15 protein-coding genes and 1 pseudogene are annotated in these 16,089 nt (G+C 33.0%); all 16 read left to right on the top strand.

What is annotated here, in order from left to right:
- Positions 1–126: pseudogene (locus I6U48_RS27635) on the top strand (acetyl-CoA C-acyltransferase); the annotation flags it as partial.
- A 27-nt stretch (positions 127–153) separates the two neighbouring features.
- Positions 154–999, top strand: coding sequence for a beta-keto acid cleavage family enzyme (locus tag I6U48_RS27630; RefSeq protein ID WP_218323733.1), 846 nt, complete (start codon positions 154–156; stop codon positions 997–999).
- A gap of 628 nt (positions 1,000–1,627) precedes the next feature.
- The gene (locus I6U48_RS27625) at positions 1,628–3,172 is read left to right on the top strand and encodes a sigma-54 interaction domain-containing protein (protein WP_218323732.1); all 1,545 of its coding nucleotides are present in this window, start codon (positions 1,628–1,630) and stop codon (positions 3,170–3,172) included.
- Positions 3,173–3,231: 59 nt separating this feature from the next.
- Positions 3,232–3,801: a Crp/Fnr family transcriptional regulator gene (locus I6U48_RS27620; RefSeq protein ID WP_218323731.1), complete on the top strand. Its 570-nt coding sequence runs from the start codon at positions 3,232–3,234 to the stop codon at positions 3,799–3,801.
- A 218-nt stretch (positions 3,802–4,019) separates the two neighbouring features.
- Positions 4,020–5,195, top strand: coding sequence for an NAD(P)-dependent malic enzyme (locus I6U48_RS27615; protein ID WP_218323730.1), 1,176 nt, complete (start codon positions 4,020–4,022; stop codon positions 5,193–5,195).
- Between the two features lie 64 nt (positions 5,196–5,259).
- Entirely contained in the window at positions 5,260–5,541 is a 282-nt protein-coding gene (gene citD, locus I6U48_RS27610) for a citrate lyase acyl carrier protein (RefSeq protein WP_218323729.1), read from the top strand.
- A gap of 3 nt (positions 5,542–5,544) precedes the next feature.
- Complete coding sequence (locus I6U48_RS27605) at positions 5,545–6,111, top strand: aldolase/citrate lyase family protein (protein WP_218323728.1); 567 nt, start codon at positions 5,545–5,547, stop codon at positions 6,109–6,111.
- A complete protein-coding gene (citF, locus tag I6U48_RS27600; protein ID WP_218323727.1) occupies positions 6,108–7,667 on the top strand; it encodes a citrate lyase subunit alpha in 1,560 nt (519 codons plus the stop codon). Before I6U48_RS27605 ends, citF begins: the two co-directional genes overlap by 4 nt.
- A 232-nt stretch (positions 7,668–7,899) precedes the next feature.
- The gene (locus I6U48_RS27595; RefSeq protein ID WP_218323726.1) at positions 7,900–8,790 is read left to right on the top strand and encodes an HpcH/HpaI aldolase/citrate lyase family protein; all 891 of its coding nucleotides are present in this window, start codon (positions 7,900–7,902) and stop codon (positions 8,788–8,790) included.
- A 14-nt stretch (positions 8,791–8,804) separates the two neighbouring features.
- Positions 8,805–10,010, top strand: a complete 1,206-nt coding sequence (locus I6U48_RS27590; protein ID WP_218323725.1) for a M24 family metallopeptidase — start codon at positions 8,805–8,807, stop codon at positions 10,008–10,010.
- Between the two features lie 60 nt (positions 10,011–10,070).
- A complete protein-coding gene (locus I6U48_RS27585; RefSeq protein ID WP_218323724.1) occupies positions 10,071–11,051 on the top strand; it encodes a D-2-hydroxyacid dehydrogenase in 981 nt (326 codons plus the stop codon).
- Positions 11,052–11,066: 15 nt separating this feature from the next.
- Positions 11,067–12,008: a 2-hydroxyacid dehydrogenase gene (locus tag I6U48_RS27580; RefSeq protein ID WP_218323723.1), complete on the top strand. Its 942-nt coding sequence runs from the start codon at positions 11,067–11,069 to the stop codon at positions 12,006–12,008.
- A gap of 4 nt (positions 12,009–12,012) precedes the next feature.
- Entirely contained in the window at positions 12,013–12,375 is a 363-nt protein-coding gene (locus I6U48_RS27575) for a CidA/LrgA family protein (protein WP_218323722.1), read from the top strand.
- Positions 12,376–12,386: 11 nt separating this feature from the next.
- Positions 12,387–13,070, top strand: coding sequence for an LrgB family protein (locus I6U48_RS27570; protein ID WP_218323721.1), 684 nt, complete (start codon positions 12,387–12,389; stop codon positions 13,068–13,070).
- A gap of 245 nt (positions 13,071–13,315) precedes the next feature.
- On the top strand, positions 13,316–14,674 hold the full coding sequence (locus I6U48_RS27565; RefSeq protein WP_218323720.1) for an MFS transporter: 1,359 nt from the start codon (positions 13,316–13,318) through the stop codon (positions 14,672–14,674).
- 709 nt (positions 14,675–15,383) lie between these two features.
- Positions 15,384–16,089, top strand: a 706-nt coding sequence (locus I6U48_RS27560; protein WP_218323719.1) for a short-chain-enoyl-CoA hydratase, incomplete at its 3' end; no start/stop codon positions are given.

Raw genomic sequence — 16,089 nt, 5'->3', positions numbered from 1 at the left:
GGATGCTCAGGAGCAAGAATACTTACTACATTATTATATGAAATGGAAAAAAGAGATGCTAAACGCGGATTAGCAACTTTATGCATAGGCGGCGGTATGGGTACTGCTATCATAGTTGAAAGATAATATAAAAATAAGAAATGGGGTATTAAAATGTCAGCAAAAAAAACAATTATTACAGTAGCACCAACCGGTGCATGGCCAAAGAAAAAGGATAATCCAAATGTTCCAATGACTCCGCAAGAAATTGCAAATGATGTATATGAATGTTATAAATTAGGTGCAGCAATCTGCCATCTTCATATGAGAGATGATGAAGGTAATGGAACAATGGACAGAGCTAAGTTTGAAGAAACAGTGGATTTAATAAAGAAAAAATGTGATATTATTATAAACTGCACAACTTCTGGAGATTTAAATGCAACAGATGAAACAAGACAAGCACATTTAAGAACTATAAGACCAGAAATAGCTTCTTATGATTGTGGTTCAATGAACTGGATGCATAATAGCTTGTTTATAAATCATCCAAAATTCTTAGAAGAATTAGGAATGACAATGCAAGAGCTTGATGTAAAACCTGAAATTGAAATATTTGACGCAGGTATGATATATAATTCTACTTATTATGTAAAGAAAGGTGTATTAAAAACACCTTGTCATTACCAATTAGTTTTAGGAGCAGCTGGTGGGTCAACTGCTACAGTTGAAAACTTAGTATACTTAAAAGGATTGATACCAGAAGGAAGTACATGGGGAGCTCTTGGAATTGGTAAACAACACGTTCCAATAATGTTAGCTACAGTTGCTATGGGCGGACATTTAAGAGTTGGTATGGAAGATAACGTAATGTGGAGTGCAGGAGTTCTTGCAGAATCAAATGCACAATTAGTAAAACGTGCAGCTGATATCATAAGAGTAGCAGGAAATGAAGTAGCAACTCCAGCTGATGCAAGAGAAATTTTAGGACTTAATAGAGTATGTAATTTTTCTAAATAATATTTTCTAATAGCAATTTACCATTCTTATGTCTGATGTATATTAAGATACTATTGTTTATAATAAATGTGGTAAATTGTATAGTTTTAGTTCTAGAGTTTACGATCTATATAGATAACTGGGCTAGAAAGTTGATTTATACGCAGGGAGATGTTTCCAAAGCTGAAAGCCACATATAAAAACTTTTTAGTCAATCTTAGCGAAACATTTTAGAAAATCTTAGAATTATTTATATGTCTGAGGTACGAGTTTATAAATGATTCTTAGATTTTCAAAATGTTGAGCTTTAGATTGACTAAAAGTTTTTATCGTGCTGAAGCTTGGAAACATCTCCCGGAGCATAAATCAACTTTCGGACGTAGGTGTCTATAATAATGACATTGAAGAAATTTACTATATTCCTAATAACAGATTAATTGAAAATAAAGCACTTCTTTTGATGGTTTGCATAAAAGTATCTATCAAAAAGAAGTGCTCTTTAACATGAAAATTTAATTTAATATTAACTTTATATATAAAGATTGATTTTTAAAATAGAAATTTTCGACAGTAAAACTTTTTGTTTTGCTAAACTAAAGTTATAATAGTATTAATGGTATACTATAAACTGAAGGTTAGGAGTAGTAGAATGAATAAACATTTATTTGAAATTGATGATAAATTAAAACAAAAATTAGATAAATTAAAAGACTTAAGCTTCATAGAAGTTGATAACATAACTTTTGAAATTTTAAATTTTTATAAAGGTATAATTGAAGAACAAGTAGAAAATTTAGATGCTCTTAGTAAGTACAAAGAAAGAGAACTTAGTGCATTTACTATAGGAGATGCTGTATCTGATGGAATCTGTTCGGTTGATAAAGATGGTATTGTCTTAGCAGTAAATAAAGGCTATACTGAGATAACAGAAATAAAAGAAGAAGAAATAGTTGGAAAAAATATACAAGAATTATTGGATAAAGAATATTTTAGTGAGGCTGTATCTTTTAAAGTTTTACAACAAAAAAAGAAAATCAGCTCATTATCTACTATAAATAGAAATAATAAAAAAGTATTAATAACAGGAAATCCTTTTTTTAACGAAAAAGGCGAAGTTGTTCAGGTATTAACTGTTATGAGGGATTTAACAGAGTTAATAAAACTAAAACAAGACCTGGAAAAAATTGAAAGAAAGAATGAAAAATATTTAAATGAGTTGGAGTATTTTAGAAATAAATATTGGAAAAAAGACAATTTAGTTGGTGAAGACGATAAAATGAGGGAAATAAAAGAATTGATAAGTCATATTGCAAAAACTGATGCAACAATTTTAATAACAGGTGAAACTGGAAGCGGTAAAGAAGTTGTTTCAAAAGAAATACATGATAAGAGTAATAGAAAAGATATGCCATATATAAAAGTAAACTGTGCGGCTATACCAGATACTTTAATAGAGTCAGAATTATTTGGGTATGAAAAAGGAGCATTTACAGGTGCTCAAAATAAAGAAAAGCTGGGAATGTTTGAAATTGCAAATGGAGGAACTATACTTTTAGATGAGATTGGTGAAATGCCATTAAATTTGCAATCAAAACTCCTTCGAGTTTTACAAGAAAAAGAAATAATGAGACTGGGTGGGACAAAAAGTATTAAAATAGATGTAAGAGTTATTGCAGCTACAAATCAAAATCTAAAGGAATTAATAGAAAAAGGCAAGTTTAGAGAAGATTTGTTTTACCGTTTGAATGTTGTACCAATAAAAATACCGTCACTTAGAGAAAGGCAAAATGATATACCTATTCTAGCACATATGTTCTTAGAAAAGTTTAATAACAAGTATGGAAAAAACAAAAGCTTTGATAATATAGCTATTCGAACTTTACAGAATTACGATTGGCCGGGAAACGTAAGAGAATTACAAAATGTTATTGAAAGATTACTAGTTATTGATGATGAAAGTTTTATAACTTATAACAGTGTAGAGAATGTAATTGGGAGTAACAAAGATGAAGTAAAAATTGGATCTGATAATCTAACATTGAAGGAAGCTGTAGATTTGCTGGAAAGAGAAATGATAGAAAAGGCATTAAAAAAACATGGAAGTACTTATAAAGCAGCAAAGGTTCTCGGTGTTACTCAACCAACAGTTTTTAGAAAGGCAAAGGCATTAGGGGTAAAACTAAATAATGCATAATTGTAATATAGTACAAAGGCCATAAGAAACTACAATAGCTGTTAGGAGATGGTGAAAGGATGCTTATAGATAATAACAATAGTGAAAATTCAATTTATATGAAAAATGCATTTTCTCGAGAAGAAATGGACTTCTTATTTGAAGGAGCAAGGGAAATTAGAACTAAAAAAAATACATTAATTTATGAGCAGGGAGATATTCTTAAGCATGTTTACTGGTTAGCTGACGGTTTGGCAGAGGTCTATTTAAGTAATAATGAAGGTATGAAGCAGGTTATGTGTTACCATTATGCGCCTAGTATAATTGCAGATGTATCTGCATTTGAAGAAAAGAAGACGATTTTGACATGTAATGCCGTAAAGTCTTGTTTACTATATAAGTGTAGCATAGATACTTTCTATGACAGAATTCAAAGTATGGGATTGATGCGTCGATATCTAAAATTATTAGTGGAAAAAACACAGACAGCAGCGATTCAATTGGGATCAATTGCAATGGAAGATTGTGAAGAAAGAGTTAGCCGTTACTACAATAATCAACTGACACATCAACAACTGGCGGATTTGATTGGCTGCACAAGAGTGCAGGTGACACGTATCATAAATAAAAAATATAAGAAAAAAGCATAAAAATTGAAAATGTATTAATTTTCGATGGTGCCCTAAAAGTTATTAATCTTGGGGCGCCATTTTTGCGTGCGAGTAGATATAAAAAGCATTTAAAAGTTGTAACCCAGTATACAGAAAAACAAAAAGCATTCTGTTAAACTTTAAACATAAGAAAAAGAAAATAATCAACTCAAAAAAAACAGTAAAAATAGGTAAAATAGCGAAAGGAGAACTAAAAAATGTCAATTGCAGAACAAAGTTTACAAATGCACTATGAAAAAAAGGGAAAAATTGAGGTGATTTCTACTGTACCTGTGAAAGACAAAAATGACTTATCTTTAGCCTATACACCTGGCGTTGCACAACCTTGTTTGGAAATTCAAAAGGATGTGAATAAGTCTTATGAATTAACAAGACGTTGGAATATGTGCCTAGTTGTAACTGACGGCTCAGCAGTCTTGGGATTAGGAGACATTGGACCAGAGGCAGGTATGCCAGTTATGGAAGGAAAGTGTGTATTATTTAAAGAATTTGGGAGTGTAGATGCATTTCCATTGTGTATAAAATCAAAAAATGTGGATGAGATTGTAAAAACAATTTATCTGATTTCAGGAAGCTTCGGAGGTGTAAACCTAGAGGATATTTCCGCACCAAGATGTTTTGAAATAGAGGAAAAGCTAAAAGAAATATGTGACATTCCTATTTTTCATGATGATCAGCATGGAACAGCCATTATCACTCTGGCAGGATTGATGAATGCTTTAAAAGTAGTTAGAAAGCAGAAAGAAGATATCAAAATTGTGATAAATGGTGCAGGAGCTGCTGCTATCTCCATTACTAAGCTTCTTTTAAACTACGGAGTAAGAAACATAACCTTGTGTGATAGAACTGGTGCGGTTTACGAAGGTAGACAAGCTGGTATGAATCCTGTTAAAGAAGAAATTGCAAAAATAACAAATTTGGATAAAAAATCTGGAAGACTAGAAAACGTTATAAAAGGTGCAGATGTATTTATAGGAGTATCTTCTCCTGGGGCAATGACAACAGAGATGGTAAAGACCATGGCAGATAAAAGTATTATATTTGCATGTGCTAATCCAGTTCCAGAAATCTTCCCAGAAGATGCGAAATTAGGAGGAGCAGCAGTTATAGCAACAGGAAGAAGCGATTTTCCAAATCAGATTAACAATGTATTGGCATTTCCAGGAGTATTTAGAGGAGCTTTTGATGTAAGAGCAAAGGAAATTAACGAGGAAATGAAGATTGCAGCTGCAAAAGCAATCGCAGGACTTGTGTCAGATAGTGAACTGAATCCAGAATATGTGATACCTGCGGCATTTGACCCAAGAGTAGGCAAAGCAGTAGCTGATTCTGTGGCACAAGCTGCTAAGGACACAGGCGTAGCCAGAATATAAGATAAAAACTTTACGGTTCTATTTCAGTAAATAGAATATGAAAAGGGCAAAGAGGGGGAATAAGATGAAAATATGTGATATAGCTACAGCAGGTTCTGAGAATCCATCAGATGCATTTGTGACACTTACTCCCAACAGTGAGACAGGTATAAAAATAGTCCTTACAGGAAAACCAGTAATATTGAAGCAATTTGGAGATTTAATGAAATCAGTAATAGAAGAAACCGTAAATAAAATGGGACTTGAAGATGTAATTGTTGAAGTGAAGGATAACAGTGCATTGGACTATGTGATTCGGGCTAGGGTAATAGCAGCAGCAAAGCGAGCAACCAAGGAAAGGAGGTAGCAGATGAAAAAGATAGGATTAATCAATGGAAATAGTCCCAAAAAGTTGATAAATGCTGAATTATATGGAGCAGAAATTATGATTTTTGACTTGAATGAAACGGTAGAGAAAGAAAAAAAGGATGAAGCAAGAATTTTGTTAAAAGAAGCATTTGAATTTTTTTATTATGAAAAAATAAAAACGATTGTATTTGTTAACTCTTTGGATGGATGTAACGGTTTAGAGGATTTGGAATGCCTAAAGCATAATTTACCTTCAATGTTAATTGTTCCTGCTCCTTCTTTGGACAAGGTAATGAAGTTAGAAGAGAAAATTATATCGTTAGTAGGGGATGTTGACTTAATATATGCACTAGATACTGAAAAAACAGTTTATGATGCAGAAAAACTTGCTGACTTATCTTCAAATATCAAAGGCTTTTATCTGGATGAAGAAAAAGTTTTGATGGATTTAGAGGTAGGGGAGGCTGCAAGTCAACAAATAGTAGAATTTGCAAAAAATAAATTGCTTTTTTATTGTAAATCTGAAAAATATATGCTTATTAATTCAAAGGAGGTTGTTCGTTATTGAAAAATGCAGTAGGTAAAGAGATACCTAGTGAAATTCTAGGGTATGGAAAAGTAAGACCTTTTACGGGTGCATATACCAATATTGGTGGTAATCACACTAGAGTAACTTCCAATATAAAAGCGAACTCCTTAAAAAAAGGCGCAGCAGGAGAAGATAAACTGATAAATTCTATTGAAGAAGTGATAGATAAAGTTGGATTGAAGGATGGAATGACAGTATCATTTCACCATCATTTGAGAAATGGGGATTATGTCACAAACTTAGTTATGAAAGAAATTGCAAAAAAGGGACTAAAAAATATTCATGTTGCAGCTTCTGGATTGTTTAAATGTCATGAGCCTCTAGTGGATTTGATTGAAAATCAAGTTGTGACAAATATAACACTGAGTACGATTTCTCCAGGGCCACTTGCTAAGGCTATTACTAATGGAAAACTTAAGAACCCGGCAGTATTTATGAGCCATGGTGGGCGACCAAGGGCAATCGAAAGTGGAGAACTTCATATTGATGTAGCATTTATTGCAGCACCAACTTGCGATGCTTATGGCAATATGAACGGTTCCTTTGGAAAATCTGCATGCGGTGTTTTGTCTTACGCATACGCAGATGCTCAATATGCAGATAAGGTTGTAGCAATCACAGATAATCTAGTTCCATTCCCCGCAAGCCCGGTAGAAATTAGTCAAGATAAGGTTGATTATGTGGTGCAGATAGAGGAAATTGGAGATCCAAATGGGATATCCTTTGGTCCAACTAAGGTAACTACAGATCCTATTAATTTAAAAATAGCAGCAACTACAGCAAGGCTTTTAGATGAAATAGGTTATATAAAGGATGGAATGTCTTTACAGACAGGTGCTGGAGGAACATCTATTGCTGTGGCAGATGAAGTCGGAAAAATTATGAAATCAAAAAATATAATAGGATCTTTCGGATCTGGAGGCATTACTGGATATTTCGTAAAGATGTTAAATGAAGGTTTATTTAATGGATTGTTTGATACTCAGTGCTTCGATCAAGTAGCAATTCAGTCGTCGGGAATAAATCCTAAGCATATGGCAATGAGTGCTACACAATATGCGAATCCAAATTGTAAAGGTTGCCTTGTGAATCAGTTGGATATTATGATTCTTGGTGCAACTGAAATTGATGTGGATTTTAATGTAAATGTTGTGACAGGTTCTGATGGTTCTATACTAAGTTCTTCAGGTGGAAACAATGATACTGCAGCGGGAGCTAAAATAGCTATAGTAGTAAGTAATCTCTTAAAAGGAAGATTGTGTGTATTAAGGGATGTGGTAACAACTGTTACCACTCCAGGAGAAACAGTTGATGTACTTGTTACGGATTATGGAATTGCCATAAATCCTAGGCGTATAGATTTAATAGAAAAGTTAAAAGACAGTGAGCTTCCAATTGTTGATATTCAAGAGCTAAAGGCTATCGGAGAAAGATTTGCAGGAATTCCCAAACCACTGCAAACAACGGATAAAGTTGTAGTGGTAGTGGAATACAGAGATGGTACTGTAATAGATGTGGTCTATCAACCTAAATAATGTATGTTAAAATTTCTTCTACTATGATTTATTATTTTGCGTTGTTATTAAAATAAATATTTTAACTTACTCTAAAAGTTTCAATTTAAGACCAATTGGTTTGATAATAATTAAATATTATTTCATAGTGGATGTAAATATATAAGTTTATAACCTAATAAATTAGTAAAATCAGTACTTGTAGAGTTCTGCAAGTAACTAAAAAATGTAAAGATTATAGGAGGAATAAAAAATGGCAGTAAGAAGATCAGATTTGTATTTACCAGCAAATTCAGAGAGGTTTATCATAAAAGCACCAACCTTAGGCGCAGATGTTATAACCCTTGATATGGAGGATGCAGTGCCACCATTAGAGAAGGAAACTGCTCGTAAAATGGTACAAAAATATATTAAAGATATGAGCGTTAATGGAGCAGAAGCTTGGGTTCGTATCAATGGTTGGGATACAGGATTAACAGTAGATGATATTAATGCAGTTGTAATAGAAGGTCTTGATGGAATTACCCTTCCCAAATGTGCAGGTCCTGATGATGTAAAGAGATTGGACTTCATGGTAACAGATTTGGAAATAAAAAGAGGACTTCCTGTAGGAAAAATTAAATTAGCTATTTTAATTGAAACGGCTATTGGGGTATTAAATGTTGGGGAGTCTGTATTTGCCAGCGATCGTTTAGTAGCAGTTATTTTTGGAGCAGTGGATTACACAAGGGATATGCGCGTAACACTCACAAAGGAAGCTGATGAGCAAGTTTATGCAAGAGCAGCAATTGGTGTTGCAGCTAGGGCAGCAGGTCTTGTAGCAGAAGACGCTCCATTTCCTGCATATAAGGATTCGGCAGCATTTGAAATGAATACAAAGAGTGGTGCACAGCTTGGTTTTGAAGGACGTCAGATTATTCATCCAAGTCAGATTGAAATTGCGCATAAAATCTATTCGCCAGATCCAGAAAGAGTGGCGTGGGCAGAAAAAGTGACAAAGGCATTTGAAGAAGAAGGAATTGCAAAAGGGTCAGCTTCTGTTCCAGTTGATGGAGAAATGGTGGATACACCTGTTTATATAAATGCCAAAAATATTCTTGCAAGAGCGGCTGAAGTAGCTGCGAAAGATGCAAGCAAAAAGTAAAGGAGAGAGACAACATGGGTTGGATTGAAAATGCTTCCGAAGATTATAAAGCTAGAATTCGCTTTCCTATGAGCGACAGAGAAATGCAAAGACGTTGGACAATTGTTCAAGCTGCAATGCAGAAAAATGGTATTGATGTGCTAATTGCTCAAAATGCAGACCAGTATCTGGGGGGATATTTTAGATACTTTACAGATATTCCAACGGAACAGTCATACCCAATGAGTGTGCTGTTTCCTGCAAAGGGGGAGATGACCACTATTACAAGTGCTTCTCCAACAAATCCATTACCACCTGAATGGTGTGATAGAGGAATTAAATCCCGGTTGGGGGCACCATACTTTAGAACTTTTAATTACACAGATTTATACGATGCTAAACTGATGGAACAATATATAGTGGATAACCATTGTAAAGTAGTAGGTCTTGTGGCTCCTTCACTATTAAATAGTAAGTTGGTAGGGTATTTAAACAAACAATTGCCTTATGTAGAATTTGTGGATGCAACTGATATGGTTGATGAGATTAAGGCAGTAAAGAGTCTTGACGAAATAGAAGCTATCAAACGAACAGTTTTAATTCATGACCAGATTATTCAGACTATGCCAGCAATTATAAGACCAAATATGTATGAATATGAGATCCGAGCAGAGATTAACAAAATGTTAATCAATAAAGGTAGTGAGGAAAACCTTGTAATGATGGGATCTGCTAAAAGTGGAAATAAGACAGGAAAGTTCCATAGCTTCTACCAGAACAGGAAGATAGAAGATGGAGATGATGTGCTGGTAATGATTGAGGCCAATGGTGGGGGTGGATACTATGCAGAAATTGTACGTACTTTCTGTATCGGCCACAAACCATCTAAAGAATTGCAAAGAGCTTGGGATATTTCGGTGGAAATGCAAGACTTTACTGCAGATTTAGTAAAGCCAGGTGCAGATTGTGCAGAAATGCTTGAGAAGTATAATAAGAGACTGGCTTCATATGGATTGCCACCTGAAACAAGATTGTTTGCTCATGGGCAGGGCTATGATTTAGTGGAACGCCCAGCTTTTTTTAAAGGAGAGACAATGAAGGTGAAGGAAAACATGTTCTTTGCTATTCATCCAGAAATTGTAACAGATAAGGCATTTGGTAATGTATGTGATCAATTCCTTGTTACGGCAAATGGTGTTGAAAGAGTACAGACAACACCAAGAGAAATTTTTGTAATCTAAAAAGAAATAAACAGAAAAAGTAAAATTGAAAGTTATTGTATGGATTTTTGGAGGAAAATTATGGCAGACGTATTAGTAATGTACAAAAGCAGTGATATAATACCAATGGTTGTCACAAAGGAACATATCGATAAGATTAGCAATATTGCCAGTGGTAATGTGTATTGGTGTGGTAATGAAGAAGAAGCCTTTAGCGCAAAGATTGATACAGAGGTATTATTTATTTGGGGTGGATCTGGTAAAGTTCCAGAAAAATACTGTATGCAGTCTCAAAAATTAAAATGGATTAATTCTTTTTCAGCAGGTGTAGATCCAATTATGAAATCACAAATTTCAAAGTTACCGATTAAGTTAACAAATGCAAAGGGCATTCATGGCAAGACTATGGCAATGACAACAATAGGTTATATCATTTCCTTATTGAGGAATTTCCCAATTATGTATAAAAAGCAATTGGAGCATACTTGGGAAAAAAAATTTGCCAAATTGCCAAAAGAAACAGAAGGACTCACGGTAACAATTTTAGGTGCTGGAGCAATTGGTAGTGAGGTAGCAAGGCTATGCAAAGCTCATGGAATGACAGTGTTGGGAGTAAAACGAAAGATAATTCCACTTAAGCACTTTGATTGTGTCTATTCAGAAGAAGAAAAAAACATTCCTCTTGCTAAGGCAGATATTGTAGTAGTTCTGACACCATTAACAGAAAAGACTAGACATACTGTTAATGCAAAAACTTTTGAAGTGATGAAAGATTCAGCATTCATCATAAATATTGCCAGAGGTGCAGTAATAGATGAAACAGCACTTATCGAAGCTTTACAAAATAAAAAAATAGCAGGAGCTGCTTTAGATGCAACTGAGACTGAGCCTTTACCTGCGGATAGTCCTCTGTGGGATATGGAAAATGTGATTATCACCCCACATAACTCAGCAACATCTGAACGCTATATCCATCGAGCTATTGATCAGTTTTGTGAAAATTTGAAACTGTACGAAGAAGGAAAAGAATTATTTAATCAGATTGATTTAGAAAAATACTAGAGGAGGAATTAAATTATGAAATTTGTAATTATTGAGCCCTTAGGTGTTCAAGATGAAAAGCTTCTTTCCATGGCAAAAGATGCCTTAAAAGATTCTGTTGAGATTGTTTATTATAATACAAGAACGGCAGATACACAGGAGCTCATAGAGAGAGGAAAAGATGCAGATATTATTGCAGTTTCTAATTTACCATTAAATTCAGAGGTAATTGAGGGCTGTAAAAATTTAAAAATGCTTTCGGTAGCTTTTACTGGTGTAGATCATATTGCCATGGAGACTTGTAAGAAAAACGGTGTAGTGGTTTGTAATTGTGCAGGATATTCAACAGCTGCCGTTGCTGACTTGGTTTTTGGAATGCTGATTACCCTTTATAGAAACGTTATACCTTGCGATAAGGTAACAAGAGAAGAAGGAACAAAAGACGGACTGGTAGGGTTTGAATTGGAAGGTAAAAAATTTGGTGTGGTAGGCACAGGTGCTATTGGTATGCGAACAGCAATAATTGCAAAAGCATTTGGGTGTGATGTGTATGCTTATAGCAGAACTAAAAAGGATGTAGTAGGAATTAAATACGTAAGTCTTGATGGAATAATGTCAACTTGCGACATCATTTCTCTACATACACCAATGAATGCAGAAACTAAACATTTAATAAATAAAGAGAATATTGCATTAATGAAGAAAAATGCTGTGTTAATTAATACTGCAAGAGGGGGAGTAGTGGATAGTGAGGCATTAGCCGTTGCATTGAATGAAGAAAGAATTGCGGGAGCGTGCATCGATGTATTTGAGACAGAACCGCCTATTAAAAAAGATCATCCACTACTTATGGCTAAAAATACATTGGTTACACCACATATTGCATTTGCAACTAAAGAGGCTTTAGTTAAACGTGCGGAGATTGTATTTGATAATGTAGTCTGCTATTTAGCAGATAATCCGCAAAATGTAATGTAATATTATGAAATATTTGTTTCAATTTACAATTATTGTAATAATTACATTTCTTGCTGAAATACTTGTAAGGGTATTGCCTTTTACAATACCCGCAAGTATTTATGGAATAATTTTAATGTTTTTGTGCCTTTTTTTTAAGATAGTTAAATTGGAGCATGTAGAACTAGCTGCAGATTTTCTTCTACAAGTCATGCCAATTATGTTTGTGCCTGCTACAGTAAATCTGATGACAAAATGGAATTTAATAAAATCAAATATTGTATGGGTTCTTGTAATTTGTATTGTTAGCACTATTTTAGTGATGATTGTAACTGGTTTAGTATCTCAGACTATAATAAATATAATGAATGTTGAAAGAAAAGAATAGGAGGATAAATGATGCAGCAATTATTGACAATATCTTCTTATTTCGGTTTTGCTTTAACTCTGGCAGCATTTGGTTTTGGGGTCAAAATAAAAGAACGGTTCAAGTTTGCTATTTTGAATCCAATTATTATATCTAGTACTGTGATTATTGTATTACTTTTGGTTTTTAATATTGATTATGAGTTATATGATAGAGGCACAGATTTGATAAGCAAGCTATTAACACCGGCGACAATTTGTTATGCTGTTCCATTATATCGTCAGATTCATATCTTAAAGAAGAATTTTGTAGCAATTTTTATTAGCACATTTTGCGGGGTCATGACCAGCCTTTTATGTATATTGGGGATGTCAAAATTTTTTTCGTTGAATCTCTCAATTTACTACTCACTTTTACCAAAATCCATTACAACAGCAATAGGAATGGTTCTATCTAAACAGACTGGTGGAGTGGTTGCAATTACAATTGGAGCTATAATGGTTACTGGACTAACAGGTGCTGTAATAGCACAAAGGATATATAAGTGGTTTAGAATTAAGAATCCAATAGCAAAAGGGTTGGCACTTGGAACATCAGCTCATGCTATAGGTACAACTAAAGCATTTGAAATAGGAGAAGTAGAAGGGGCAGTAAGTGGACTAGCTATTGTAATTACAGGTTTAATGACCGTAATCCTCCTGCCTTTATTTACCTAAAATTATTTTTTAGAATAAAGAAATCTCATCAAAAAATGTTTTATTACTGTAAGTGGCCAAACAAACTAAATAAAACAAAAAGATGAGATTTCATGTAAGATTTATTAATATAAATATTTTATACATCATTAATTATACATGAAAAAATTAAAAAACATAAGTACATAGAAATTTCTTTTATAGACGACATAATACTATAAGTGTTTGATTGACTAATTAAATTTAATAAATGAGGAGTGTTAATTATGCGTAAAGTTGACATTAATGAGATAATAGATGAATCCAAATTTAACAAGTTCTTTTTGATGGTCTTTATGATTTCTTTTGTAACATTAATATTTGATGGTTATGATATGACTGTATATGGTACTACTTTAACTTTAATGATGAAGGATTTAGGACTAAATGCTACACAAACAGGTTTTCTTGCTAGTTCAGCATTACTAGGAATGGTAATCGGTGCTATAATTTTTGGAATGTTAGCAGATAGAATAGGACGTAAATTTGTTATAATTACAGGAATTTGTTTTTATGCACTTTTTACAGCACTATGTGGTTTTACTAGTAATCCTTATATATTTGCTGCATTAAGATTTTTGTCAGGTATGGGAATGGCAGCATTAACACCAGTTATTAATAGTCTGTTGTCAGAATATTCTCCTAAACTTAATAGAAATTTTCTTTTATCATTAGCTAATATAGGAATACCATTTGGGCAACTTTTATGTACATTCATTGGTATATTAATAATTCAAACAACTGGATGGAGAACACTATATTTCATTGCTGTGATTCCAGTATTTATGATTTTTTTCGTAAAGAAGTATATGCCTGAGTCTATGATATTTTACCACAGAAAGGCAGAAAAAGATAAGATACGTGACATATTAGAAAAAGCTAATCCAGAATTTACACTAGATAAAAACGATGAATATAAATTAAGTAGTTTAAATAATTCAAAAGCAACTTTGTCTAGTTTATTTCAAAATGGACTTGCCAGGAATACTATTTTAATTTGGATAATGTTCTTCTGCAACTTATATATTAATTTTGGGATGTTAACCTGGCTTCCCAAATTAATGACTATGATGGGATATTCCTTAAAGTTTGGATTAGTATTTACAGCCACTTATATAGGTGCATCTTGTATTAGCATTCCAGTTGCAGGAAGATTTTTAAATAGATTTGGTTTTAAGAAGGTTTTAGGATTATCTTATATAATTACTGCTATAGTATTTATTGCCATGACTGTTAAAATGAGTACAACTATGTTTATGAGCACTTTTGTAATTGCAGGAATATTTATTGGATATCAACAATCTCTAACCTATGTATTTGCATCAACAAGTTATCCAATTTCTATACGTGGAACTGCAGTGGGATGGGGATCTAGTGTAGCTCGTGCAGGGAGTTTTTTTGCTCCAATTTTTGTAGGAATGCTAATTTCAGCACATGTTTCTCCGACTTTAACTTTTGCAACTTTTGCGATACCTGCACTTATAGGATTTATAGCAGTTTCATCTACTAAGAAAATCCCTGATTTCAATTCTCCAGCATCTATAGATTCAATTAAAATGCATAATAAGGAATATGATAACGTTTAATTATTTATGAAAACGTTGTGTTTTTGAAAGTATTATTGGAGCCAGTAAAATTCATGGCTCCTTTAAAAAATTTACTGTTGAAAGGCATATCTTTATAAAGTTCTAAATTATCTATAATGATATTTTTGTATTTTACTTCATAGTATCTGAGAGAATCAATTAATATATGTTTCGGTATTTTGGAAAAAGTTAATATAAATACTTTAATTTTAGCACGGCTTAATGTATTGTATTGATGGATTTAACATACTTTTGATTAAAAAATCACAAGTTTAAAACGTATACAAAAGAAAAGTTGATACAATAATTTATCAAGATGATGTATTTTTGTATTAATTTAAAAGCCGGAAAATCAACAGGTTTCAAATCTTAATGAAAATTGATGCAAATTTGTATCAGTAAATGCTATTTTATTATTAAAATCTTAATAAGGAACTTAAGAGAGTTATTGAAAAAATTTTAACAAGAAAGTAGCAATACCAACCTTAAGTAATTTTTATAATAATACATGGAAAGAAATTGTTGAGGGTTTGGCATATAAATTGCTTAATAGTAATATTGAAAATCATATTAAAATAATATACTCTATATAGCTTTATATTTGTTTGCGTTAGAAATTATATATAAATAGTTAATATAATGCGGATGATTATATTAAGTTGTTAATATAATAACAACTTTAAAAATTTATGTTATGGGGGGATATGTGATGGAATTTAAGAATTTAACTTTTGTAAAAGAAGACAAAATTGCAATAGTTACAATTAATAGACCAAAGGCATTAAATGCATTAAATTCAGAAACGTTGAAGGAACTAGATACTGTTATTGATGCTTTATATGAAGACAAGGAAGCTTTAGCAGTAATACTTACAGGAGAAGGAAAAGCTTTTGTAGCAGGAGCAGATATATCTGAAATGAAAGACCTAAATACTATTGAAGGAAGAGATTTTGGAATACTTGGTAATAAGGTCTTTAGAAAATTAGAAAACATGGGAAAACCAGTTATTGCAGCTGTTAATGGTTTTGCACTAGGTGGAGGCTGTGAGCTCTCAATGGCTTGTGATATTAGAATTGCTTCATCAAAAGCTAAATTTGGACAGCCAGAAGCTGGACTTGGAATAACTCCAGGTTTTGGAGGAACTCAAAGACTTCCTAGACTTGTTGGTGAAGGCATGGCAAAGGAGCTTATATATACAGGAAAAATAATAGATGCGAGTGAAGCCTTAAGAATAGGTTTAGTTAATAGAGTTGTTGAACCAGAACAGTTAATAGTTGAAGTAAAAGCTTTGGCAAACACTATAGCAGCACAGGCTCCAATAGCTGTAAAGCTTTGTAAAGCAGCTATAAATAAAGGAATGCAGTCTGATATAGACACTGGAATAGCTTATGAAACAGAAGTATTCGGGCAATGTT

Origin of the sequence: Clostridium thailandense (assembly GCF_019207025.1) — a bacterium.
Lineage (GTDB): Bacteria > Bacillota > Clostridia > Clostridiales > Clostridiaceae > Clostridium_AM > Clostridium_AM thailandense.
The sequence above is the reverse complement of the archived record's forward strand: the minus strand, read 5'-3'. Positions and strand labels throughout refer to the sequence as shown.